The organism is Mediterraneibacter sp. 210702-DFI.5.30 (assembly GCF_020560115.1).
In the GTDB taxonomy this organism is placed as follows: domain Bacteria; phylum Bacillota; class Clostridia; order Lachnospirales; family Lachnospiraceae; genus Mediterraneibacter; species Mediterraneibacter faecis.
On sequence record NZ_JAJCME010000002.1, the window covers coordinates 173,713 to 195,776 of the forward strand.

General features: G+C 40.9%; 20 protein-coding genes, 1 tRNA gene and 1 pseudogene. 3 read left to right on the plus strand and 19 right to left on the minus strand.

Going from position 1 to position 22,064, the window contains the following annotated elements; translation table 11 throughout:
• Positions 1 to 12 precede the first annotated feature (12 nt).
• The 5 genes from hflX to LI126_RS02780 form a co-directional block, all read right to left on the minus strand.
• On the minus strand, positions 13 to 1,248 hold the full coding sequence (gene hflX / locus LI126_RS02760) for a GTPase HflX (RefSeq protein ID WP_196020146.1): 1,236 nt from the start codon (positions 1,246 to 1,248) through the stop codon (positions 13 to 15).
• Positions 1,249 to 1,322: 74 nt separating this feature from the next.
• The gene (locus tag LI126_RS02765) at positions 1,323 to 1,883 is read right to left on the minus strand and encodes a tetratricopeptide repeat protein (protein WP_020436500.1); all 561 of its coding nucleotides are present in this window, start codon (positions 1,881 to 1,883) and stop codon (positions 1,323 to 1,325) included.
• Positions 1,884 to 2,116: 233 nt separating this feature from the next.
• Positions 2,117 to 2,893, minus strand: a complete 777-nt coding sequence (locus tag LI126_RS02770; RefSeq protein ID WP_020436499.1) for a GTP pyrophosphokinase — start codon at positions 2,891 to 2,893, stop codon at positions 2,117 to 2,119.
• Between the two features lie 139 nt (positions 2,894 to 3,032).
• Positions 3,033 to 4,076, minus strand: coding sequence for a PTS transporter subunit IIC (locus tag LI126_RS02775; protein ID WP_117497871.1), 1,044 nt, complete (start codon positions 4,074 to 4,076; stop codon positions 3,033 to 3,035).
• A 7-nt stretch (positions 4,077 to 4,083) separates the two neighbouring features.
• Positions 4,084 to 4,515, minus strand: coding sequence for a hypothetical protein (locus LI126_RS02780; protein WP_227164784.1), 432 nt, complete (start codon positions 4,513 to 4,515; stop codon positions 4,084 to 4,086).
• Between the two features lie 324 nt (positions 4,516 to 4,839).
• On the opposite strand from LI126_RS02780, the gene LI126_RS02785 reads away from it, so the two are divergent.
• Both LI126_RS02785 and LI126_RS02790 read left to right on the plus strand, forming a co-directional pair.
• Positions 4,840 to 5,103 (plus strand): hypothetical protein, encoded by a 264-nt coding sequence (locus tag LI126_RS02785; protein ID WP_020436496.1) that lies wholly within the window; start codon positions 4,840 to 4,842, stop codon positions 5,101 to 5,103.
• Positions 5,104 to 5,256: 153 nt separating this feature from the next.
• Positions 5,257 to 5,330 (plus strand) — tRNA-Arg (locus LI126_RS02790).
• Positions 5,331 to 5,535: 205 nt separating this feature from the next.
• Here LI126_RS02790 and trpS read toward each other — a convergent pair.
• From trpS to LI126_RS02845, 11 genes and pseudogenes are all read right to left on the minus strand, one after another.
• On the minus strand, positions 5,536 to 6,621 hold the full coding sequence (gene trpS / locus LI126_RS02795; RefSeq protein WP_020436495.1) for a tryptophan--tRNA ligase: 1,086 nt from the start codon (positions 6,619 to 6,621) through the stop codon (positions 5,536 to 5,538).
• Between the two features lie 209 nt (positions 6,622 to 6,830).
• Positions 6,831 to 7,511: a phosphatase PAP2 family protein gene (locus LI126_RS02800; RefSeq protein WP_015528270.1), complete on the minus strand. Its 681-nt coding sequence runs from the start codon at positions 7,509 to 7,511 to the stop codon at positions 6,831 to 6,833.
• 241 nt (positions 7,512 to 7,752) lie between these two features.
• A complete protein-coding gene (locus LI126_RS02805) occupies positions 7,753 to 8,475 on the minus strand; it encodes a glycerophosphodiester phosphodiesterase (RefSeq protein ID WP_319017054.1) in 723 nt (240 codons plus the stop codon).
• 122 nt (positions 8,476 to 8,597) lie between these two features.
• The gene (locus LI126_RS02810; protein WP_020436492.1) at positions 8,598 to 9,518 is read right to left on the minus strand and encodes a diacylglycerol/lipid kinase family protein; all 921 of its coding nucleotides are present in this window, start codon (positions 9,516 to 9,518) and stop codon (positions 8,598 to 8,600) included.
• The gene (locus tag LI126_RS02815) at positions 9,518 to 10,126 is read right to left on the minus strand and encodes a TetR/AcrR family transcriptional regulator (protein ID WP_117497867.1); all 609 of its coding nucleotides are present in this window, start codon (positions 10,124 to 10,126) and stop codon (positions 9,518 to 9,520) included. The genes LI126_RS02810 and LI126_RS02815 overlap by 1 nt, the downstream gene beginning before the upstream one ends.
• A gap of 155 nt (positions 10,127 to 10,281) precedes the next feature.
• Positions 10,282 to 11,313: pseudogene (gene mutY / locus LI126_RS02820) on the minus strand (A/G-specific adenine glycosylase); the annotation flags it as partial.
• 300 nt (positions 11,314 to 11,613) lie between these two features.
• Positions 11,614 to 12,444, minus strand: a complete 831-nt coding sequence (locus LI126_RS02825) for an amino acid ABC transporter ATP-binding protein (protein ID WP_020436489.1) — start codon at positions 12,442 to 12,444, stop codon at positions 11,614 to 11,616.
• Positions 12,428 to 13,138 (minus strand): amino acid ABC transporter permease, encoded by a 711-nt coding sequence (locus tag LI126_RS02830; RefSeq protein ID WP_015528275.1) that lies wholly within the window; start codon positions 13,136 to 13,138, stop codon positions 12,428 to 12,430. Before LI126_RS02830 ends, LI126_RS02825 begins: the two co-directional genes overlap by 17 nt.
• 109 nt (positions 13,139 to 13,247) lie before the next feature.
• Complete coding sequence (locus LI126_RS02835) at positions 13,248 to 14,096, minus strand: transporter substrate-binding domain-containing protein (RefSeq protein WP_226901033.1); 849 nt, start codon at positions 14,094 to 14,096, stop codon at positions 13,248 to 13,250.
• A 177-nt stretch (positions 14,097 to 14,273) separates the two neighbouring features.
• Positions 14,274 to 15,101, minus strand: a complete 828-nt coding sequence (locus tag LI126_RS02840) for an undecaprenyl-diphosphate phosphatase (RefSeq protein WP_117497861.1) — start codon at positions 15,099 to 15,101, stop codon at positions 14,274 to 14,276.
• On the minus strand, positions 15,095 to 15,946 hold the full coding sequence (locus LI126_RS02845; protein ID WP_117497858.1) for a Cof-type HAD-IIB family hydrolase: 852 nt from the start codon (positions 15,944 to 15,946) through the stop codon (positions 15,095 to 15,097). The genes LI126_RS02840 and LI126_RS02845 overlap by 7 nt, the downstream gene beginning before the upstream one ends.
• Before the next feature lie 180 nt (positions 15,947 to 16,126).
• Between LI126_RS02845 and LI126_RS02850 the strand changes: the two genes are divergently transcribed.
• A complete protein-coding gene (locus tag LI126_RS02850) occupies positions 16,127 to 17,296 on the plus strand; it encodes a cell wall hydrolase (RefSeq protein ID WP_226901032.1) in 1,170 nt (389 codons plus the stop codon).
• Between the two features lie 82 nt (positions 17,297 to 17,378).
• Here the strand turns inward: LI126_RS02850 and LI126_RS02855 are convergent, their stop codons facing one another.
• From LI126_RS02855 to LI126_RS02865, 3 genes are all read right to left on the minus strand, one after another.
• Positions 17,379 to 18,134, minus strand: a complete 756-nt coding sequence (locus LI126_RS02855; protein WP_227164785.1) for an aminoglycoside phosphotransferase family protein — start codon at positions 18,132 to 18,134, stop codon at positions 17,379 to 17,381.
• Between the two features lie 425 nt (positions 18,135 to 18,559).
• On the minus strand, positions 18,560 to 21,199 hold the full coding sequence (gene adhE / locus LI126_RS02860) for a bifunctional acetaldehyde-CoA/alcohol dehydrogenase (RefSeq protein ID WP_055161012.1): 2,640 nt from the start codon (positions 21,197 to 21,199) through the stop codon (positions 18,560 to 18,562).
• Between the two features lie 314 nt (positions 21,200 to 21,513).
• The gene (locus LI126_RS02865) at positions 21,514 to 22,032 is read right to left on the minus strand and encodes a bL17 family ribosomal protein (protein WP_015528282.1); all 519 of its coding nucleotides are present in this window, start codon (positions 22,030 to 22,032) and stop codon (positions 21,514 to 21,516) included.
• Positions 22,033 to 22,064 lie beyond the last annotated feature (32 nt).

The following is a 22,064-nucleotide window of genomic DNA, read 5'->3' on the forward strand; positions in this document are numbered from 1 at the left end:
TTCCAGACACATTTATAATCTTCCATAAATATCCTGCGGCACATATGCCTTAACCTCAATTCCTTCCGGCACATATTCTTCGGATAACAGCTGTCCTTTACTGCGGATCAGCTGAATCTTGCCCGCTTCACTGAAATCATATAAGCGTTCAATATAAATCTGCTCTTTACGGATAATCTCCAACAATGCGTGTTTGAACTCTTCCAGCCCCTGCCCGGTCTTCGCAGATGTCGCAATGGAATAATCTGCCTGAAGATCTTTGTGATTAACCGGAATCTCAACCTTATCCTGCTTGTTAAACAGTGTAATGACCGGTTTTCCTTCGGCTCCAAGCTGTCTGAGTGTCTCATAAACTACATGCATCTGTGCATCCATCTGTGGATTCGAAGCATCAACTACGTGCACGATAATATCCGCATACTTTGCTTCTTCCAGTGTACTCTTAAATGCCTCTACCAAATGATGCGGCAGCTTGTTGATAAATCCAACCGTATCTGTCAGAAGAATTTCCTGTGTGTTATCCAGTGTCAAAGCTCTCGTTGTTGTATCCAATGTTGAGAAAAGCATTGCATCCTCCAATACTCCTGCCTGTGTCAGTGCATTCTCAATACTGCTCTTCCCTGCTGAAGTATAACCTACTAATGCTGCTACTTTCAGTCCGGACTGCTTTCTCTGTCCACGAATCAATTCTCTGTGGCGCTCTACATCTTTCAATTCTTTCTTCAGTCTGCTGATACGTTCTCTGATCAGACGGCGGTCCATCTCCAGTTTTTTCTCTCCCGGTCCTCTTGTTCCGATTCCTCCTCCAAGTCTGGAAAGTGATTTTCCAAGTCCGGCCAGTCTTGAAGCACGGTACTTTAACTGTGCTAATTCTACCTGGATCTTACCTTCTCCTGACACTGCTCTGGCTGCAAATATATCAAGAATCAGAAGTGTTCTGTCCATGATTTTACAATCCAATTCTGCTTCCAGATTCCCCATCTGCACACTTGTCAACTCGTCATCACAGATAATTCCTGTTCCGTGCGTCTCCCACAATAATTCCTTTAATTCCAGAATTTTTCCTTTTCCTATATAAGTTCCCGGATGGATATTTTCTCTTGGCTGGATCATACGACCGACAACTTCTGCACCTGCTGTCTTCGCAAGCTCTCCAAGCTCATCCAGGGATCGTTCTGCCTGATCAGATCCATCCGTATCTACCGCAACGAGAATTACCCTCTCTTTTATTTCATCCATTGATATCATATTTTCTTTTCCTTATCTACTTATCATGATCTGCTAATATGCAACCTGCCCTGCTACTGACCGCAGTAACCTGTTTATCTTGTCTGAAGGAACTCTGCTTCCTTACTCACAGAATCATCTTCCGGGAAATCTTCCTGATACTGTTTCATCGCACTCTTTGCATTTTCCCAGTCTGCCTGTTGTTCGTAGCAGACAATCACATTATATTCCATTTCTTGAAGAAGTGCTGTATCTGCTTTCGTTTTGTCATCTCCTGTCTTGCTTTCTGCAAGTGCGATTCCAGCCTGGAAACATTCGAGTGCCTTCGCATAATCTTCCGTCTTCATTGCGCAAACTGCGGTCAGATTATAAAGTTCCTGCGTCTGCTCTGCTCCCTGATCCAATGCGGTCTGAAATGCTTCCAATGCTTTATCATATTCTTCCTGTTCATAATATGTCATTCCAAGTCCCTGATACCCATCTGCCGCAACTTCTTTATTCTCATTCTTAGTTGCCTCTTCAAATGCCGTCTCTGCCGCATCATATCTTCCTTCACCAAGCGCCTCTGTCCCGTCCTTGACCACATTTCCACAGCCGGATGCTAAACAAGTCACACCAGCCAACATCAAGACTGCCAGTTTTTTTCTTATCATCATCTATTTTCCTCATCTTTCTATGCTAAATATCTTTCATATTTTCCATTCTTCTATTGCTATAGTATACCGAACCTACAGAAAATCATCAAGCCCCATCGCCAAAGGCGATTTGAAATAACGAAATGCGTTTCTGGTCGCACATCGTGTAAACAGTAACACAATCACTTTTAACAACAAGAGCTGTGAAAATATGAATCTCTCATTTCCCACAGCTCACTTCATTTATTACTGTCTTATGTTACAATCTCTGTCACTTTTTCCTGTACTTTCGAATCTTTATATTCTTTGTTATTTCCAAGAACATCTCTGCACACATCATTCATCAGTTCTTCATTCATCCGAATCTGATCCTTATCCTGTTGGGCAATGCATTCCTGAATTGCCTCATTCAATGAAAGCATCTTATCATCCAGCTCTGATACCATCTTTGCGCATTCCTGCAGATCCTTGCTGATATACTCCGGTGCATTCCCTTCAAATTTGTAGTAGATCTTATGTTCAAGGCTTGCCCAGAAGTCCATTGCAATGGTTCGGATCTGAATCTCAACCTTCGTGTCTACTACACTATCCGAAAGGAATATCGGCACAGAAACTAACATATGATAACTTTTATATCCACTTTCTTTGGGATTCTTAATATAATCCTTAATTGAAAGAACTTTCAAATCGCTTTGATTCCCTATCATCTCTGCCAGACGATATATGTCTGATGTAAATGAACAGATCAATCTTACTCCTGCAATATCATTCACATAGCGAACCATGTTCTCTATGGACGTCTCATGTCCATACCTCTTCAGCTTTTTCACAATACTGTCCGGTGTCTTGATTCTTGTCTTAATATGTTCAATCGGATTATACTGATGTACATGCTGAAATTCATCATTAAGAATCTCCAGCTTTGTACCAACTTCTTTCAACGCTGCATTATACAGGAAAATGATTGTCTTCCAGCTGTCAACATCTTCATAACTCTTTAGCGCAGCTTCTACCTGTTGTTCACTTCTCATAGCAGTCATCCCCCGGTCTGTTTATATATATTAAGTATAACATACTCCCATTTTTCTGTCACAGAATTCACTTCTTTTTTAGAGATATTTTAGTGTTACTGTAATAGTATCTTTCCAATCTCTGTAATCCATTTTCTGCCTACAGCTCCAGTTTCATATCTCCCTGGCGAATCCAGCCCTTCTTTCTCATAAATTCTGAAATTCCAAGTGTGATCACTGCTGGAAGTACAAACTGGATCACAATGATCTTCACCAGAACAATCATCGGATCTTCTGTCTGGATCATCACCTGCCACGTCATCAACGGACCAACCAGCCCGGCTGTTCCCATTCCGGATCCGGTTGCATTATTCGTCATATGGAGTAACATTGTACTTACCGGTCCTAAAATTGCACTTGACAAAATGGATGGGATCCAAATCAATGGATGTCTCATAATATTCGGTACCTGAAGCATAGAAGTACCAATTCCCTGTGCCAAAAATCCACCAATCTTATTCTCTCTGTAGCTTGCAACTGCGAATCCAATCATATTGCAACAACATCCAACTGTAGCTGCTCCAGCTGCAAGACCTGACAGATTCAGGATTACCCCCAAAGCCGCGGAGCTGATCGGCAATGTCAGGATCATTCCCATCAAGACCGAAACTACAATTCCCATAAGGAACGGCTGCTGTTCTGTTCCCCAGTTAATCAAAGAACCCAGCCAGTTCATAAAGGAAGAAATCGGTGGTCCGACAAACAATCCAACAACTCCACCAACTCCAATGCAGATCAATGGTGTCAGGATAATATCTAGTTTTGTTCTTCCTGTAACTAAAATTCCAATCTCAATTGCCACATAAGCTGCCACGAAAGCTCCCAGTGGTTCCCCCGGTCCGGCTAATACAATATTCCCATCTACAAGTACCTGACCTGCCAGAATTTTCCCCGCGAATGCTCCGATCATACCGGCAACAGCTGCACAAACTGTAACAAGCTGCTGAGCCTCCAGCTTCCTTGCTACTCCGACACCAATACCTGCTCCTGTAAGCGCTGCAGCAACTTTCCCGATCAAATAAATTAAATCTCCATAATTTCCTCCAACAAACATTCCTATCTGCTGGATGATTGTTCCTATGATCAATGTTGCAAACAAGCCCTGCGCCATTCCGCTGAGTCCGTCAATAAATATTCTCTTCATCGCTCTTCTAGTCCTCCTTATACAGGACGCCCCATTCCTGTCCTTCCTTCTTCCGGGTGTCCCTCTTCAACGCATTGCCTTCCTCATCACAAAGCTCCGGGATCTGATCTACGGTATCCATCCGGTAGTCTGTCAGAAGCCAGCTTACAATATTCACATTATCCTTTCGTCCAATCACCATCTCCGGCACAAGCGCAGAGAGCATCTGCTCCAGGAAATCAATTTCCACCTGGTTCTCTTTCGAATAAAGCAGTACATTTTTGTAAATCATAAGATAAACACCTTTGCACTGTTCTTCTTCAATATCCATATAAACGGACTGGAATTTCTGTTCAAATCCGAATTCATCAATCAGACGAAAGATTTCCTGTCCATAACTGTCTTCTTCCAGATAACTTCCCAGTATTTCTCTGTCTGTCTCTGTACATTCTCTAATCATAACTGCTCTCCAATCATTCTATCAATTACTATATTGCTGTTACCATTACCGTGTTACTGTTCACACGATGTGCGACCTGCAACGCATCTCGCCATTTTAAATCGCCTTTGGCGATGGGGCGAGATGCATTCAAGTCAAAACACGCATCCTCCGTGTCAATCAGCGGAGTGATTGACACGGGAGTGAACAGTAACATTACCGTTCCACTATACCAAAAAGTCTCTAAAAAAGAAATGACTTTTTGTTTTTCTTATGTTAGGATACAAGAGACAGGTATTTTCAGAAGATCAGATAGTTTCTTCTGCTGCCGGAAAGGAGTCTATTATGTTTCGTTTATGGGGAAAAGAATTTAAAGACAACCGCATGCTTTGCGATACTGTTATCTGCGATGAGACAGACGACACACGTACACATAAGATCTTTCATGCACTCGATAAGATCTGCTATGAATTTGATCTGAGCAAGCCGATCTGGCTCGACTCAACGATCAATGAGTTCAAGCGCCACGCCAAAGCGCGTTTCTATCAGGACAATTTTGTCGATGAGATTGACTTTGACTATCTGGAGATTCAGATTATTGAAGAATAACACTCGGTAGCGCACAAAAGATAGATTGAAAATAGCTTCTAAAATCCGCTTCAAATTTTTTTGAAAAAAATTCAAAATTAGTGTTGACATTTTCCAATATCCGTTATATAATCTTTTTTGTTGTGAGCGATACAACAGAGCAAACAACAAAATGTGCGATTAGCTCAGCTGGATAGAGCGTCTGACTACGGATCAGAAGGCCGGGAGTTCGAATCTTCTATCGCACGCTATAGAGACTGTAAGGAAATTTCCTTACAGTCTTTTTGTATCTTTGGAAAATCTCACTTCAAAGGATCCTCTCCGAACAGACGCCCAAAAATTTACCCAAAACCAAGCAAAGGCGGTGCCAGATTCAAGTTCACATATAAGCAAACTCAAATTTGCACCGCCTGTCCTGATTCAAAACTACATTATAACTATTCCAACAACACTCTATTTTGAAAATCTCTCTGCCTGCGCCTCAATCAGTGCCTTGTCATCAAAATAATTGATCTTCATAGCATCTTTTACTTCCTTCAATGTCTGTGCTGCAACAGCCTCTGCCTTCTCGCTTCCCTTTTTAAGAATCTCGTAGATTGCAGGAATGTCTTTCTGAAGTTCTTTTCTTCTGTTGCGGATTGGCTCCAGTTCTGCCTGAAGAACATTGTTCAGGAATCTCTTCACTTTCATATCTCCAAGTCCGCCTCTCTGATAATGTGCTTTCAGCTCATCCAGATTCTGATATTCTGGCAGGAATTCCGCAAAATACTCTGGTTTACAGAATGCATCCAGATATGTGAATACAGTATTTCCTTCCAGACTTCCCGGATCTTCCACACGGATATGATTCGGATCAGTAAACATGCTGAATACTTTCTTCTTAATATCTTCTGATTCCTCTGACAGATAAATACAGTTGCCCAGAGACTTACTCATCTTCGCCTTACCGTCAATTCCCGGGAGACGAAGGCATGCTTCATTCTCCGGAAGAAGAATCTTCGGATCGATCAGGGTATCTCCATAAACGGAATTAAATTTGTGTACAATCTCCTTTGTCTGCTCAAGCATCGGGAGCTGATCTTCTCCTACCGGTACAACAGTAGCCTTGAATGCTGTAATATCTGCTGCCTGACTGATCGGATATGTGAAGAATCCAACCGGGATACTTGCCTCAAAATTTCTCATCTTGATCTCATTCTTTACAGTAGGATTTCTCTGCAGTCTTGAGACTGTCACAAGATTCATGTAATAGAATGATAACTCTGTCAGTTCCGGTACCTGTGACTGGATAAACAGAGTAGACTTCTCCGGATCCAATCCACAAGCCATGTAGTCTAATGCTACTTCGATAATATTCTGACGTACCTTTTCCGGGTTATCAGCATTATCAGTCAATGCCTGTGCATCTGCGATCATAATAAAAATGTCATCAAAATCTCCTGTATTCTGTAATTCAACACGACGACGCAGGGAACCCACATAATGTCCTACGTGTAATCTTCCTGTCGGTCTGTCACCAGTAAGCATAACCTTCTTCATGCTCTAGTCCTCCTAAATCTCATGTAATACTTTATTCGTAACTGTCAGGCTAATCTGCCCACAGTAATTCACTGGCTTTTATTATAACATTTCCCCAGATGCTTTTCTATAGAAACTTCTGTATATTAGGAAAGGACTTTCCTAATATACAAAAAAGTGCCCTTGACCTCATCAGCCAAAAGCACTTCCTGTAATTCTTTTTCTAACTCTTACTTATTCTGAAATACCGGACGCTTTGAATATCCCGGAACTTTCTTCGTCTCTTCTGCATATACCCACTGATACAACAGATAAGCCATAATAAATGCTCCTGTCACATCAAGTACAGAATGCTGCTTCAAGAACATAGTCGCCATTATGATCAACGCTCCAAGCACATATGCTCCAATACAAACAGCTTTGTGTTTCTTAAGTGCCTGACTCTTATGGATTGCAATACATGCGCACAGAGTATTAAACACATGAAGACTTGGAAATACATTCGTACAAGTATCTGTCCGATACAGCATTCGAACTGCATCTACAAAAATATTATCCCGCTCAAACACAACCGGTCGTAAATCCTGACCATTCGGAAATACGGAACAAATAATAAGGAAAATTGTCATTCCTGCAAACGAAATCTTCGCCAGTTTGTAAAATCCCTGTACATCTGTAACGAAAAAGTATAAAAATGTAGCTGCGATAAATACAAACCATAACATATACGGTACAATAAAATATTCAATAAAAGGAATCTCTTCATCTAATGCTGTCTGCACCACATGATAATTCATCGTCACATGTTTCTCAAGAAACCAAAACCACGGCATATAGATTAACGCGTATAAAAACACCCATGCATGCTTATATCTTTTCATTGTCTCTATGAACTTTGTCTTCCATTTCATATCTGACACTCCTCCGCTTTTCATCAAACCGATACAGCACTTGCTACTTCTGCGCTATTTTCATTTAACGCTCTTTTTTGATAGGCTCGATTATAGCACTTTTAAAACACAATCTCAACCGACTTCATAAGTTTTTAACATTTCTTTTCTTTTTCTTATGAATTATCAACATCTGTCTCTTCTTTTGTTCACCTTTACTTTTTAAATCAGCACTTTCAATAGAAATCAGATTTACTCTTCTTTAACTCATCTCAAAAATATACATATCGAAGCTTCTTCTTGCCGCCTTAACATCCTTTTCTCCATGCAGTGTCCATGCCGCTGCCGGCGTTTTAAAGAGAACCCTGTTCAACCATAATCCCGGATTCTTTCTGTCCGACCACCGGTAAGAAATAAAATCCGGTCTGCACATACAGTTACTCAAAAGATATTTTACACAAAATCTCAAGAGATAATGCGTTGTTCTGTCGTTTTTCGTCAGATTCTCAGATAATTGTCCTCTTGGGATTTCATTCCGATATTTCTTCATCCAACGAAGTACCAGGCTGTTAAAGGATTGGATCATGTATTCGCCATGATATTTTCGCAGTTCTTCATCCAATTTTCTGCAAATCTTTGTATCTGTGTTAGGAAGTTTCACCTCGATCAGAAGTGGTACCTTTCCATCTACCAACTGCAGTACTTCTGACAATAGTGGAATCCGCTCTTTTGTCTCCGCAAGTCTATACTTCTGCATCTCTTCATATGAAGTATCTTCCACTCTGCCCCGTCTTCCACAGATTCTTTCAAATGTATCATCATGAAAAACCACCAACTGTCCATCCTTTGTCAGATGAACATCCAGTTCTATTCCATCTCCGGCTTCGATTGCCGCACGAAATGCCGGAAATGAATTTTCCGGAATCCCACGCTTCTTATCATGAAGTCCTCTATGCGCCCACTTTACGCCAAGAAACGGATGCACTCTTTTTCTGCCCGACAGTCTTGGAGCCAGCAAAAAAATTAAGAAAGCTGGTATTCCTATTACAATACATAACCCAATTGCTAAAACAATCCCTATATGCATCCTGTTTCATCACCTTTCTTCTATTCAACGATCACATTAAGTTTTTCTTTTTCCAGTGAGACTTCTATCTCTTTTGATAAAAAGGAAGGTTCTCCATCTGTATGTAACGGCAGTGCACGATCTGTCACTACCTTTACACTACGACATTTTAATATCGTCACCCCTTTAAATCTTGTATGCTTTCCTGAAAAAGCGGTCGGAAGCAGACACAGAATCTTGAGCTTCGACAGATCCGACACAACCATAATATCAAGAAATCCATCACTTCCGGAAGCGTCCGGACAAAACTTAAAGCCTCCTCCTTCATAAGGAAGATTCATAAATGCTGCAAAATAAGTCCTCTCAAACACTTTCATGCTTCCATCATCCAGTGTCAGTTCAAGTTTCACCGGCCGATCCTTTATAATACGATCCATTGCCACAACCGCATAACTCAGCTTACCGATTTTCAGAAGGTTCAATACACGTTTCCATTTTGAAACACATACTTCATGACAAACTGCAGCATCAAATCCAATGCCGGCACTCACTGCAAATCTTCTTCCTTTCCCTTCCCTTTTTAGCACACCTATATCCATCTTTTCAACCCTTTTGGGTGAAAGAATTGTGTCCAATGCTTCAAAAGGATCTCCCGGAATTCCTGTTCCTCTTGCAAAATCATTGCTTGATCCAATCGGAATATATCCCAACGTCACTTTCTCCAGTGATTTAATTCCGCTTAGTACTTCATTGAGTGTACCGTCGCCTCCAAGAACAACAAGCATGTGCTCCTGGCCATCTTCCGTAATCTCTGATGCAATCTTTCCTGCATCCTTTTTCTTTGTTGTCAGATGAATCTGATAATCGATTCTTTTTCTGCACAACTCAGGTTCCAGCTGTTTCCACAGCATCTCGCCAAGCCCTGAACGAGCCCGCGGATTCACAATAAAGTGATAAATCATCAACCTTCCTCCAGTGTACTGTCCAGATACCGCCTTAAAGAACGACTCATGTTGCCCTCGAAATCAGCATTTCCCTCTCTCAGACACCATTCAAATACATTTCCGATCACGATCATCCGGATATCTGTTGTAAATTCGTCAATACTCTCTCTAATGTTAATAATCCCATCCTTCGCAGCCTGCTCTACATAAGCCTGCACTGTCACGATCGGATATGGACGTTCTGTTCTTATCGCCGGATTCAATGCCTGATTCTTTGTATCATAATACCCTGCCATAAATTCTACACCAAGCTCACGGCAATAAGCTACATAATTCAAATAAACACGGACAATTCCGTCCTTTACATCTTCCAGACTTTTCGGTGTCTCCAGCAGATCCGGTCCCATCGTAGGCTGGTCTTCTATATAATAAGACAGCAAATCATCTTTTGTCTTAAAGTGATGATAGAAACTTCCGTTCGACACTCCTGCTTCTTCACAGATATTCTTGATTGACAATTTTTCATATCCGCTCTTCTGAAGAATCTTCTTCGCTGCCTGAAAGATTTTTTCCTTTGTTTCCTGTGATTTTTTCTGCTGCTTCGATAATTCTATTTTTGTACTCATTTCTGCTAAAACTCTCCCGTATGCATTTTAAACTATAAGAGATATTATAACATATTTCGCCCTTTTTTTCAATAAAACAGAGTGGACTCTATTTTAAGCGTTCTATTTTTATTTTCCAGATTTTTCAGCTACCACAGTATTCTCATCCTCTTCATTTATAGATATGCAGAAAATGCACTCGGAATTGCATAATTTTTCTCCAGGTCCTTCTTTCCTGTAAATATGATCTCAGGATTCTGAAATTCTTTTTCCAACTCATCCACCAAAATCTCATATCCGGTCATATGCCATTCCACATGACTGAAAATGTGCTTCGCCTTTGGCAGCTTCTTCACGCGCACCGGCGTAAGACCTGACTCTTTTGCATATTCTATAACTTCTTTTTGTGTTAAATGTCCCTCTACATTAGGAAATTCATACAATCCTGCAAGGAGTCCTTTTCCCGGCCTTTTGCGAATCGCAATTTCCTCATTATCACAGAATCTTAGAATCGTTCTTTTCTCGATTCTTCGCTCTTTCGCCTTTTTCTTGACCGGATAGTCCATCTGACATTCATCCTGGTATGCAAGACAAAATTCCCTTATCGGACAGCTCTCACACCTTGGTTCTCCATTTGGCAGACAGACGATTGCCCCAAGTTCGATCAATCCTTGATTAAAATCTCCCGGTGCCTCTGCCGGAATCACTTGTTCAAGCATACGTTCTATCTTTGTCCTTGTACTTGCTTTCATAATGTCATCACTGTCTTCCAGAATTCTTGTAACCACGCGAAAAACATTTCCATCTACCGCTGGTTTCTGCTGATGATAAACAAAAGAGCTAATCGCACCGGCTGTATAACTGCCAATTCCCTTCAACTTTTTTATCTCTTCAAATGTATCCGGGAATACACCATTATATTCTTCCATTACCTGTTGTGCTGCTGCCTTTAAATTCCTCGCCCTGTTGTAGTAGCCAAGTCCTTCCCACAGCTTAAGCAGTCTGTCTTCCGGCACTTCAGCCAGCGCTTTGATATCCGGCAGTTCTTCCAGGAATCGTGTGTAATAAGATTTAACTGCTTCCACTCTCGTCTGCTGCAGCATAATCTCTGAAATCCAGACCCGATACGCATTCACATGCTTCCGCCACGGAAGATCTCTCTGATTCTCCCGAAACCATTCAACAAGTGGTTCTACTGTTTCTTGCAGCCTCTCACATGCCAAAGCATCTGCTTCGTTTTTTTTCTTTCCATCACATTTCATTCAATACCATTTCCTTATATATAAAAATATCTGTTCAATATTGTAACACAATACCAAACAGATATTCTATAGATTAAAAATTAAATATTTTTTCGTAACTGTTCAGAACCAACCTCCAAAATGCTACGCATTTCGTCGGTGTGGCGTATCCGCCAAATAAAATTTCAAAAATAGTCTTAAAAATGCAAGCATTTTACACCTGTTTTATGAAATTCTGCTTGGCTCTGAACAGTTACATATTTTCTTTTACAGGATCTTTGAAAGGAACTCCTGAAGTCTTGGATCTTTCGGATGTTCAAAGAATTCTGCCGGGGCAGCTTCTTCCTTAATCTGACCGTCATCAATGAAAAGAACTCTTGAAGCAACCTCACGGGCAAATCCCATCTCATGAGTAACAACAACCATTGTCATTCCCTCTTTTGCCAGATCTTTCATCAGTTCAAGTACTTCTCCTACCATTTCCGGGTCAAGTGCTGAAGTCGGCTCATCAAAAAGAATTACGTCAGGATTCATAGCCATGGAACGGATAATCGCGACACGCTGTTTCTGTCCACCGGAAAGTGTAGACGGATACACATCCGCTTTATCTTCCAATCCGATTCTCTTCAAAAGAGCCATTGCCTGCTCCTTTACTTCTTTCTTGATCTGCTCCTTTGTCTCAGTGATCGGAATCAGTTCTTCCTTCTTGTCACTTCCACGGAACATATTTTTAAATTTGATCATACGATTCTTTTTCTTTGCCTTATCAATGTCCTTACATCTTAGATATGCAGGTGCCATCATGACATTCTGAAGAACTGTCTTATTATTATAAAGATTGAAATGCTGGAAAACCATTCCCATATGGCGGCGATGCTGATTAATATCAACCTTCATATCTGCGATATCAACACCATTAAAGATAATGCTTCCGCCTGTCGGGTCTTCCATACAGTTCAGGCATCGCAAAAATGTACTTTTACCGGAGCCGGATGGTCCGAGTACCGCAACGATATCGCCTTTATTGATCGTAACATTGATTCCCTTCAGAATCTCTTTGTCCCCAAAGCTTTTTTGCAGATTAATTACGTCTATCACTCTTCTTCAGGCTCCTTTCTAATAATTTAACAAGTAATGTGATCACAAGCACAAGTGCAATGTAGATTAACGCCATTACAAGGTACGGTACCATGAATTCGTAGCTGTTACTTCCGATATAGTTAAATGCAACATAAAGGTCAGCTGCGCCAACAAAACTTACTACGGAAGTCTCTTTAATAAGAGAAATGAACTCATTTCCAAGTGTCGGAAGAATGTTCTTTACAGCCTGCGGAATCACAATCTTCATCATACTTGTTCCAAAACTGAGTCCGACTGCTCTTCCGGCTTCCATCTGTCCCGGATCGACAGACTGGATTCCGCTTCGCATGATCTCTGAAATATATGCACCACTATTCAGACCAAATACAACCATAGAAACCTGTACTCCGGTAATCTTCACCCCAAAAATCGGAAGGAGTACATAATAAAAGATAAGGAGCTGAACTACCATAGGAGTTCCTCTGAATAATGCAACGTAAAAGCTGCAAATATGATTCAATACTCTCGGAAGAGTTTTATATTTCGGAATCACACGGACTGTAGCGATCAAAGTACCGATCACAATACCGATAATCAGACCGCAGATTGCGATCAGCAAAGTATTGTGCAGTCCCTGAACTACTTTCACATAGCCATTCTGATTCAGAAATATATCAATAAATTTGTCTACTTTCTGACTAAAATTCCCCATTTGTTTCCTTTCTCCAAAAAGAGGAAAATGCATGCATCATCTTCTGCCTGTATTTCCCTCGTTAATAAATTCTGTTATTTTACTGCCTGTAAATTCTTAGTAAATACTCTTACTGAACCGCGTTGATTGCATCTGTGATTGCTGCTGCCGGTGCTGCATCAATGATCACATACTGAATATTTCCATTGAGCATATCCTGTACTGCAAGTGATCCGCTCTTGTATGTCACACATTTTGCCGGAAGTCCCGGGAAGTCCCAATCTTCGCTTCCTTCAACATAGTACTGACCTGTTGTTCCCTGCTGAACACCGATCTGGTCAGATGATTTTGTCTCAGCAAGCTTAGCTGCAACGTCATCTGCTGTCTTGCAATCATCGAATGTTGTAACATTGCTTGGAACGATCAAACGCTGGGATGCTGAATAGTAAGAATCTGTAAATGTAACATATTCTTCTCTCTCTTCATTGATTGTAAGTCCTGCCATAGCAATATCACATTTCTGCTGGCTTACAGACAGACAAACTGCATCAAAATCCATGTTCTCAATTACAAGCTCTTTTCCAAGTTCATCAGCAAGAAGCTTTGCAATCTCCATGTCGATTCCATAATAATCTTCACCCTTTGTATACTCAAATGGCTCGAATGCTGCATTTGTAGCTACAACCAACTGATCCTTAGATGTATCAAGTGTTGCTGATTTTACTGCTTCCGGCTCTCCGTCTGAGAAATACTTTTTGCAGATCTCATCAAGTGTTCCATCTGATTTGATCTTTGCAATAAACTCATTTGTCTTCTCAAGAAGTTCCGGCTGATTCTTGTCCACACCAAATGCATATTCTTCATCTGTAAGGTCAATATCGATTACCTTTGCTGTTACTGTTTCGTTCTTACTACCACAACCTGCCAGCATGCTGACTGCTAATGCTGCAGTAAGAAATACTGATAAAAACTTCTTCATATTAAGCGCCTCCTCTTTTCTCTGCATAAAAATTCAAAACATGTTAATAATTATAACATGCTTTTCATAAAATGCAAGACGTAATTATGCACGATTTCTTTTGGAAATACAAAATTTTACTGTTCACAATAACTGTGAACAGTAAAACACACTGCACTCTATTCAATAATACATACCTTATTTGAATAAAGCCTGGATACCGAAGAATAAAAATACAACGATTCCAAGTACGATTCTGTAATATCCAAATGCCTTAAAGTCATGGTTCTTGATATATTTCATCAGGAACTTGATTGCTATAACAGATACTGCAAAGGATACGATCATTCCAAGAAGAAGCAGAAATACCTGCATTGGGGTAAATGCCAGACCGAACTTAAACAACTTCAGTGCACTTGCTCCAAACATAACCGGAATTGCAAGGAAAAATGTAAACTCTGCTGCAACACTTCTTGAAACCCCAAGTGCCAGTGCTCCGACAATCGTTGCGCCGGATCTGGACGTCCCAGGAATCATCGCCATCATCTGGAAAACTCCGATCAGAAGAACTGTCTTCACAGAAAGCTGAGAGAGTCTTTTTACTTTCGGTTCTCTTGTCTCATTACGTTTTTCAATTACAATGAATAAAATACCATAAACAATCAACATCAATGCAACAACATATGCATTACTCAGTTTTGATTCAATCAGATCGTTCAGCAACACTCCTCCGATCAGTGCCGGAATTGTTCCGATCACTACTTTAATCCATAACTGAATTGTCATCTTCTTCTGCTTTTCCGTCTTCGTCGGTGAGAACGGATTTAACTTATGAAAATAAATTACTACAACTGCCAGGATCGATCCAAACTGAATCACCACATTGAACATATTCGTAAATGCCTCGTTCTGCTTCAGTTGGATCAGCTGCTCTACCAGAATCAGATGACCTGTACTACTGATTGGAAGCCACTCTGTGATTCCCTGCACAATTCCTAAAATGATAACCTTTAATACTTCTAACATGATTCCCCTCCTCGTTTCAGAACAAACTTCTCGATGGCCTTTGCAGCCCCCTCATCATTGTTGCTCTCCGTAATATAATCAGCTACAGCTTTGACCTTTTCTTCGGCATTCGCCATGGCAACCCCAAATCCAACTTCCTTGAGCATTGCGATATCATTATCGCCATCCCCACACGCCATGATCTCTTCCCGCCTGATTCCAAGCATCTTGCCAAGATTCACAAGTCCGGTTCCTTTATTTACACCAACTGCGTTGATTTCTATATTATATTGAAGAGAGCCAACCAGTTCAAAGACGCCTTCTCGCTCCAGCTCTTTCCATGCCTCTTCTCTCTCTTCCATATCTGCAAACAACATCTGTACTTTATCAAGATTCCCTTCTTTTTCATCCAGCAGATCTTCCAGTCTGTCTACCGCTATTCGTGTTCTCAGAAAATAATCCCACATGTTCGGATTCTTATGATACTTTCTCACCTGCGCGATCTCATCTTTCTGAGCATATCCCTGCCCATCAAAATAAACTTCCAACAGAGTATCATATTTTCTTCCGATTGCAATTGCTTTTTTTGCTGCTTCTTTGGATAACAGATGTTCTTCCAGTACCTTTCCGGTTCTCGTCTCAATAATCCTTGCCCCATTCGCAGTCAGTGCATAATCCATCCCCGTAAGCTCACGTAATTCTTCCGGAACTCCTGTCCATGGTCTTCCGGTTGCAACAAGAACAACTGTACCATTCTGCAGTGCCTCTCCGATTACATTCTTCGTATAAGGAAGAAGTTCCTTCTTATCTGTAAGAAGTGTTCCATCGAGGTCTAATCCAACAATCTTAATTTCCTTTTTTTCCATACTTTTTTCCTTATCTTCTGTATTTTCTATCCGTCAATTGTTACAAAAAGTAACATCTTTTTAATCATTTTGTAAAACAATCATAAAATGTTTCGCGCAAATTTGATTAATTCTCTGTTTTATAGTATAATAGGTTTTCGACAACTATGCAATGTCATTTAAAGAAAGGATATTGAGATTATGGCATTTTACAAAAAAAGCAAGCTACATACGGGCACCGCGCTCATTTGTTCCCTTGCAATTGTATTTTCTGCACTTCCTGTCTATGCTACAGACACGATAGACAATCTGCAAAACCAGACCTCTGCCCTTGAGAACGAATTAAAAGGCATCAACCAGGATATCCTCACCCTGAGTGAGAAGATATCTGATACTGAGATGCAGGTTGAGATCCTCAACAGTGATATAGACAAAACACAGGATGATCTTGAGAAAGCGCAGAAAAACGAAGATCAGCAGTATGAAGATATGAAAAGCCGTATCAAATATATGTATGAGCACGGAAGTGCTACAATGCTTGAGATGCTTTTCTCAGCAGAAAATATGTCAGATTTTCTAAACAAAGCTGATTTTATTGAAAATTTAAGTAACTACGACCGCAAAGCTCTGAACAATCTGAAAGATGTTCACCAGCAGATTGCCGATCAGAAAGCAGACCTGGAAGCACAGCAGGCTTCCATGAAAGATTTACAGAACCAATTGCAGACACAGCAGACACAATTACAGGCAAAAGCTGCTGCAACTTCTACTAATTTGAATGAAGTGAATGCAAAACTGCAGAAAGCCAAAGAAGAAGAGGCAGCTCGTCAGGCAGAAGAAGCCAGGAAACAGGCGGAAGCCGCTGCAAAAGCCGAAGCAGCTGCAAAAGCTGAGGCTGCTGCCAGTGCGAACAAAGCGAATACTTCCAGTTCCTCTGGGAACTCCGGCAATTCAGGTTCCTCATCCTCCGGAAGTTCAAGTTCTTCTGGTGGCTCCAATAGTTCCGGATCTGCCATTGCGTCTGATGACCTTACACTTCTTGCAGCAATCCTGCAATGTGAGGCCCACTATGATTACGACTCTATGCTTGCAGTTGCTACAGTCATTATGAATCGTGTATATAGCAGTCGCTTTCCGAATTCTATTCATGATGTCATCTATGCCCAAGGACAGTTTGCTCCTGTATGGACAGGTTCCTTAGACCGTGTATTAAAGCAAGGTCCACGAAGTCTTTCTATCCAGGTTGCACAGGATGCGATCAACGGAGCTCGTCTTGCTGCCGTAGCCGACTGTTATTACTTCCTGTACGCACCATCGACAAGCAGAACCGGTGTTGTAATTGGCGATAACGTTTTCTTTACAAGTTGGTAAAATAATAAAAAGAAGATTAAGAAGCGCCGGAAGATTTCATTTTCATCTTCCAGCGCTTCTTTTTTAGAAACAACTCTATTTTCTACTGATAATCAACAACATCAATCCATCTCATCAGAAAATCTTTTTCAAGTTCATTTTCTTTAGATAACTGTGCTGCTGCCACAATCGGAAGCCACTGCTGTACATACTGCATTGCTGTATCGCTCTTCTTGCAGAACAATTTCAGATAGAGATCTGCTACTTTCTGATCTTTCAGTGCGAAAAGCAAATATGTCATTGCTGCATCTGCACTTGCATTTCCCTGTGTTGCATGAGCCCAGTCAACCACAGTCATCTTTCCATTCTTTCCTACGATCACATTACTCGGATTAAAGTCTCCGTGACATACTTTATTATGCTTTGGCATACTCTCAAGTCTTGTCAGAAGTTCATAACGTGTAGTCGCATCAAGATCTTTCAATCCATTGATCTGACGAGCTAATTTATCTTTCATTCCTTTCAGAAGCGGTGATTTCTTACTCTGAACCTGTAACTGGAGATCAACAAAGTCTTCCATATATTTTTCCAGATTCTTCATATCAGATTCCATCATGTCCTCAAGTGTCTTACCTGCTTTGTACTCAATAGCAATTGCCCACTTTCCATCAATCTGAATTACTTCTTTTACCTTCGGAATGTCCAGACCTGTCTCTTCTACTCTTGCAGTATTCAGAGCCTCATTAAATACATCTGACTTCGGATGTCCTTCATTAAAAACTTTCACGATACAATCATCACATTTATAGACTGATTTGTAAGCACGTTTCACGATGAGATTTTTTTCTTCTAACTTCATAATATAGACCTCCTTATATCTTGAACGCCCCTTCTTGTCTGCTCTTATTTTATCTCAGCTCTGCTGGGCTGTTCCTTTTGCCTTACGGCTCTTACTTTGTTTTGATGATGTCATTATATCTCACAATTTTTAGAAATAAAACCCCTTTAGAGCAAGTTTGTGCAGTTTTTAACAAGATTTTTTGTCTCTTATATATTGTCTATTTATTAACAATCATAGCTTTGGCTCGTTGCTCACGTATACTTGGAAAACTCAAAAACTGTATTTTCCAAGTTATCGCGGCAGTCGCCAAGGTCTTGTGCAAGCACAGACTTTGGCTCGTTGCTCACGTAAAAAAGAGACAGAACAATGCTTTTCAACATCATTCTGTCTCTCTTCGTATATTTTAGATTCTAACGGTCATATGCCTGCTTATGCAATGCGATTTATTTTCCGTAGTAGCATTTCAGGTACAGATCTTTGATCTCCTGGATGAGTGGGTATCTTGGGTTAGCTCCTGTACACTGATCGTTGAATGCCTGCTCTGACATTTCATCAAGTGTGTCAAGGAAGTACTTCTCATCAATGCCGTAATCTTTGATTGTCTTCTTGATTCCGATCTTCTCTTTGAGTTCTTCAAGTTTAGCGATGAAGTTCTCAAATACTTCTTTATCATCTTTACCTGTGCATCCTGCGAAGCGTCCGAGTTCTGCGTATCTTGCAAGTGCATGTGGGTACTGATACTGTGAGAATGTTCCCATCTTTGTCGGAACTTCTGCTGCATTGTATCTCATAACCTCTGTAAGGATTACTGCGTTAGCAACACCGTGTGGCAGGTGGTGGAAAGCACCAAGCTTATGAGCCATGGAGTGGTTAACACCAAGGAATGCATTTGCGAATGCCATACCAGCCATACAGGAAGCGTTTGCCATCTCTTCACGAGCCTTCGGATCGTTTGCTCCGTTCTCGTATGCAGATGGAAGGTTCTCGAATACAAGCTTAACAGCCTTCATAGCCAGACCATCTGTGTAATCTGTTGCCATGATAGATACATATGCCTCGATTGCATGTGTCATAACGTCGATACCTGAAGCACTTGTCAGTCCCTTCGGCTGTGTCATCATGTTGTCTACGTCTACGATTGCCATGTTTGGAAGCAGAGCGTAGTCAGCGATTGGCCATTTAACACCTGTGTCAGCGTCTGTGATGATTGCGAATGGTGTTACCTCAGAACCTGTTCCTGAAGATGTTGGGATAGCTATGAAGTAAGCTTTCTCTCCCATCTTAGGGAATGTAAATACTCTCTTACGGATGTCCATGAAGTCCATAGCCATATCTTCGAAGTTTGCTTCCGGATGCTCATACATGATCCACATGATCTTACCTGCGTCCATTGCAGATCCACCACCAAGAGCGATGATTGTATCTGGCTCGAACTGTCTCATCTGGTCAACACCCTTGCGTGCACACTGAAGTGTCGGGTCTGGTGCTACTTCGAAGAAGCATGTATGCTGGATTCCCATTTCATCTAATTTATCTTCGATCGGTTTTACATATCCGTTCTTGTAAAGGAAGGAGTCTGTTACGATAAATGCTTTCTTCTTATGCATTACTGTTCCAAGCTCATCCAGTGCAACCGGCATAGAACCTTTCTTGAAGTAAACTTTCTCAGGTGTTCTGAACCACAGCATATTTTCTCTCCTCTCTGCAACTGTCTTGATGTTAAGCAGATGTTTTACTCCTACGTTCTCTGATACAGAGTTTCCACCCCATGATCCACATCCAAGTGTAAGGGACGGAGCCATCTTGAAGTTATAAAGGTCTCCGATTCCACCGTGAGAAGAAGGTGTGTTGATCAGTACACGGCAAGTCTTCATTGCTGCTGCATGTTTTGCAATCTTCTCTGTCTCTGCCGGATGTACGTAGAGTGAAGATGTATGTCCATATCCACCGTCTGCTACAAGCTGAGCTGCTTTCTCAAGAGCCTCATCAAATGTTTTAGCTTTGTACATACCAAGTACCGGTGATAATTTCTCATGTGCAAATTCTTCTGAAATATCTACAGATTCAACTTCTCCGATCAGGATTTTTGTATTCTTCGGTACATCAACGCCTGCCATCTGAGCGATTTCATAAGCTGATTTTCCTGGGATCTTGCTGTTCAGTGCACCGTTGATGATGATTGTCTTACGAACTTTGTCAAGCTCCTCACCTGGTTTCAGGAAGTAGCATCCTCTGTACTGGAATTCTTTCTTAACTTCCTCATATACGCTTTCAAGTACTGTTACAGACTGCTCAGACGCACAGATCATACCATTATCAAATGTCTTAGAGTGGATGATTGAGTTAACTGCCATTCTTACATCTGCTGTATCGTCGATGATAACCGGTGTGTTACCAGCTCCAACTCCGAGTGCCGGCTTTCCTGAAGAGTAAGCTGCTTTAACCATTCCAGGACCACCTGTTGCAAGGATGATATCTGCATCTCTCATTACTGTGTTTGTAAGTTCCAGTGATGGAGCATCGATCCAACCGATGATTCCTTCCGGAGCTCCTGCTTTCACTGCTGCATCAAGAACAACTTTAGCTGCTGCGATTGTAGATGCTTTAGCAGCCGGATGTGGGCTGATGATGATTGCATTTCTTGTCTTTAAGCAGATCAGTGTTTTGAAAATTGCTGTTGATGTCGGGTTTGTTGTAGGGATAACTGCTGCAACAAGTCCGATTGGCTCTGCGATCTTTTTGATTCCAAATGCCTTATCTTCTTCTACAACACCACATGTCTTTGTATCTTTGTATGCGTTGTAAATATACTCTGCTGCGTAATGGTTTTTGATAACCTTATCCTCGAGAATACCTCTCTGAGTCTCTTCTACTGCAAGTCTTGCAAGCGGGATACGCTGCTTGTTTGCTGCCATAGCTGCTTCATAGAAGATTTTGTCAACCTGCTCCTGTGTAAATGTAGCGAAGATTTTCTGTGCCTCGCGCATCTCTTTCATTTTTGCTTCAAGAGCTTCAACGTTATCAATGAATCCGGTGTTTACTGTCTTTGTCTCTACAGTTTTTGCCGCCTCTTTCTTTGCCATCTGAGTATTCCTCCTGTACTTGAATAAATCATTTTTATAGTCACTGTTTTCGTAACCTGCAAGTTTTATCCGATCGGGTTGTTTTTATGTTTCCCGATTACAGGTATTAGTATACTAGTTCGTTAATTAATTGTCAATGTACCAGTTGTTAAAGTTTTAACGTTATTTTTTTAACATCATTTGTGCAGTTTTCACAAAAGCAAATTTTCACTTGACATTTTTAACTATGAAAAACACTTTACTAATATGCAAAAAACTCCCATACAGGACATTTCTGTCCTATATGAGAGTCAAAAATCAGCTATATTATCAAATTAAACAAGCTCGATCAGAACTTCCATAGCTGCGTCACCTTTACGCTGACCAATCTTTACGATTCTTGTGTAACCACCGTTACGATCAGCATATTTTGGAGCGATCTCATCAAAGAGTTTTGCAACCATGTCAACATCTTTCATGTTTCTCTTCTCGCCTTCTTTAACAGGGAAGAGAACTTTCAGCATCTGACGTCTAGCGTGCAGTCTGCTTGGCTTATCTTTTTTGATTGTCTTCTCAACTTCGTCATAAACAGTAACTTTCTTACCGTCAACAACTTCTTTCACACGTTTGCCATCAGCATCTTTACGTGCTACTTTAGCCATTACTGTAACTTCTTCAAAGTTATCTTTCTCTTTTACAGCAAGAGCGATCAGGCTTTCTGCCTGCTTACGGATCTCTTTTGCCTTAGCTTCTGTTGTAACGATCTTTCCGTTGTTAAGAAGTGCTGTTACCTGGTTTCTAAGTAAAGCTTTTCTCTGGCTTGCTGTTCTGCCAAGTTTTCTATACTTTGCCATTTCAAATTTCCTCCATTAATTAACATTTGGTT

Coding starts and splice junctions, on each gene's coding strand:
- LI126_RS02855 (WP_227164785.1), bottom strand. CDS start 18,134: ATGAAGTTAGAAGAAAAAAATCTCATCGTGAAACGTGCTTACAAATCA.
- LI126_RS02845 (WP_117497858.1), bottom strand. CDS start 15,946: ATGGAAAAAAAGGAAATTAAGATTGTTGGATTAGACCTCGATGGAACA.
- LI126_RS02810 (WP_020436492.1), bottom strand. CDS start 9,518: ATGATTTATCACTTTATTGTGAATCCGCGGGCTCGTTCAGGGCTTGGC.
- LI126_RS02775 (WP_117497871.1), bottom strand. CDS start 4,076: ATGAAGAGAATATTTATTGACGGACTCAGCGGAATGGCGCAGGGCTTG.
- LI126_RS02765 (WP_020436500.1), bottom strand. CDS start 1,883: ATGATGATAAGAAAAAAACTGGCAGTCTTGATGTTGGCTGGTGTGACT.
- LI126_RS02850 (WP_226901032.1), top strand. CDS start 16,127: ATGGCATTTTACAAAAAAAGCAAGCTACATACGGGCACCGCGCTCATT.
- hflX (WP_196020146.1), bottom strand. CDS start 1,248: ATGATATCAATGGATGAAATAAAAGAGAGGGTAATTCTCGTTGCGGTA.
- adhE (WP_055161012.1), bottom strand. CDS start 21,199: ATGGCAAAGAAAGAGGCGGCAAAAACTGTAGAGACAAAGACAGTAAAC.
- LI126_RS02830 (WP_015528275.1), bottom strand. CDS start 13,138: ATGGGGAATTTTAGTCAGAAAGTAGACAAATTTATTGATATATTTCTG.
- LI126_RS02840 (WP_117497861.1), bottom strand. CDS start 15,101: ATGTTAGAAGTATTAAAGGTTATCATTTTAGGAATTGTGCAGGGAATC.
- LI126_RS02800 (WP_015528270.1), bottom strand. CDS start 7,511: ATGAAATGGAAGACAAAGTTCATAGAGACAATGAAAAGATATAAGCAT.
- trpS (WP_020436495.1), bottom strand. CDS start 6,621: ATGAAGAAGGTTATGCTTACTGGTGACAGACCGACAGGAAGATTACAC.
- LI126_RS02785 (WP_020436496.1), top strand. CDS start 4,840: ATGTTTCGTTTATGGGGAAAAGAATTTAAAGACAACCGCATGCTTTGC.
- LI126_RS02815 (WP_117497867.1), bottom strand. CDS start 10,126: ATGAGTACAAAAATAGAATTATCGAAGCAGCAGAAAAAATCACAGGAA.
- LI126_RS02865 (WP_015528282.1), bottom strand. CDS start 22,032: ATGGCAAAGTATAGAAAACTTGGCAGAACAGCAAGCCAGAGAAAAGCT.
- LI126_RS02780 (WP_227164784.1), bottom strand. CDS start 4,515: ATGATTAGAGAATGTACAGAGACAGACAGAGAAATACTGGGAAGTTAT.
- LI126_RS02770 (WP_020436499.1), bottom strand. CDS start 2,893: ATGAGAAGTGAACAACAGGTAGAAGCTGCGCTAAAGAGTTATGAAGAT.
- LI126_RS02835 (WP_226901033.1), bottom strand. CDS start 14,096: ATGAAGAAGTTTTTATCAGTATTTCTTACTGCAGCATTAGCAGTCAGC.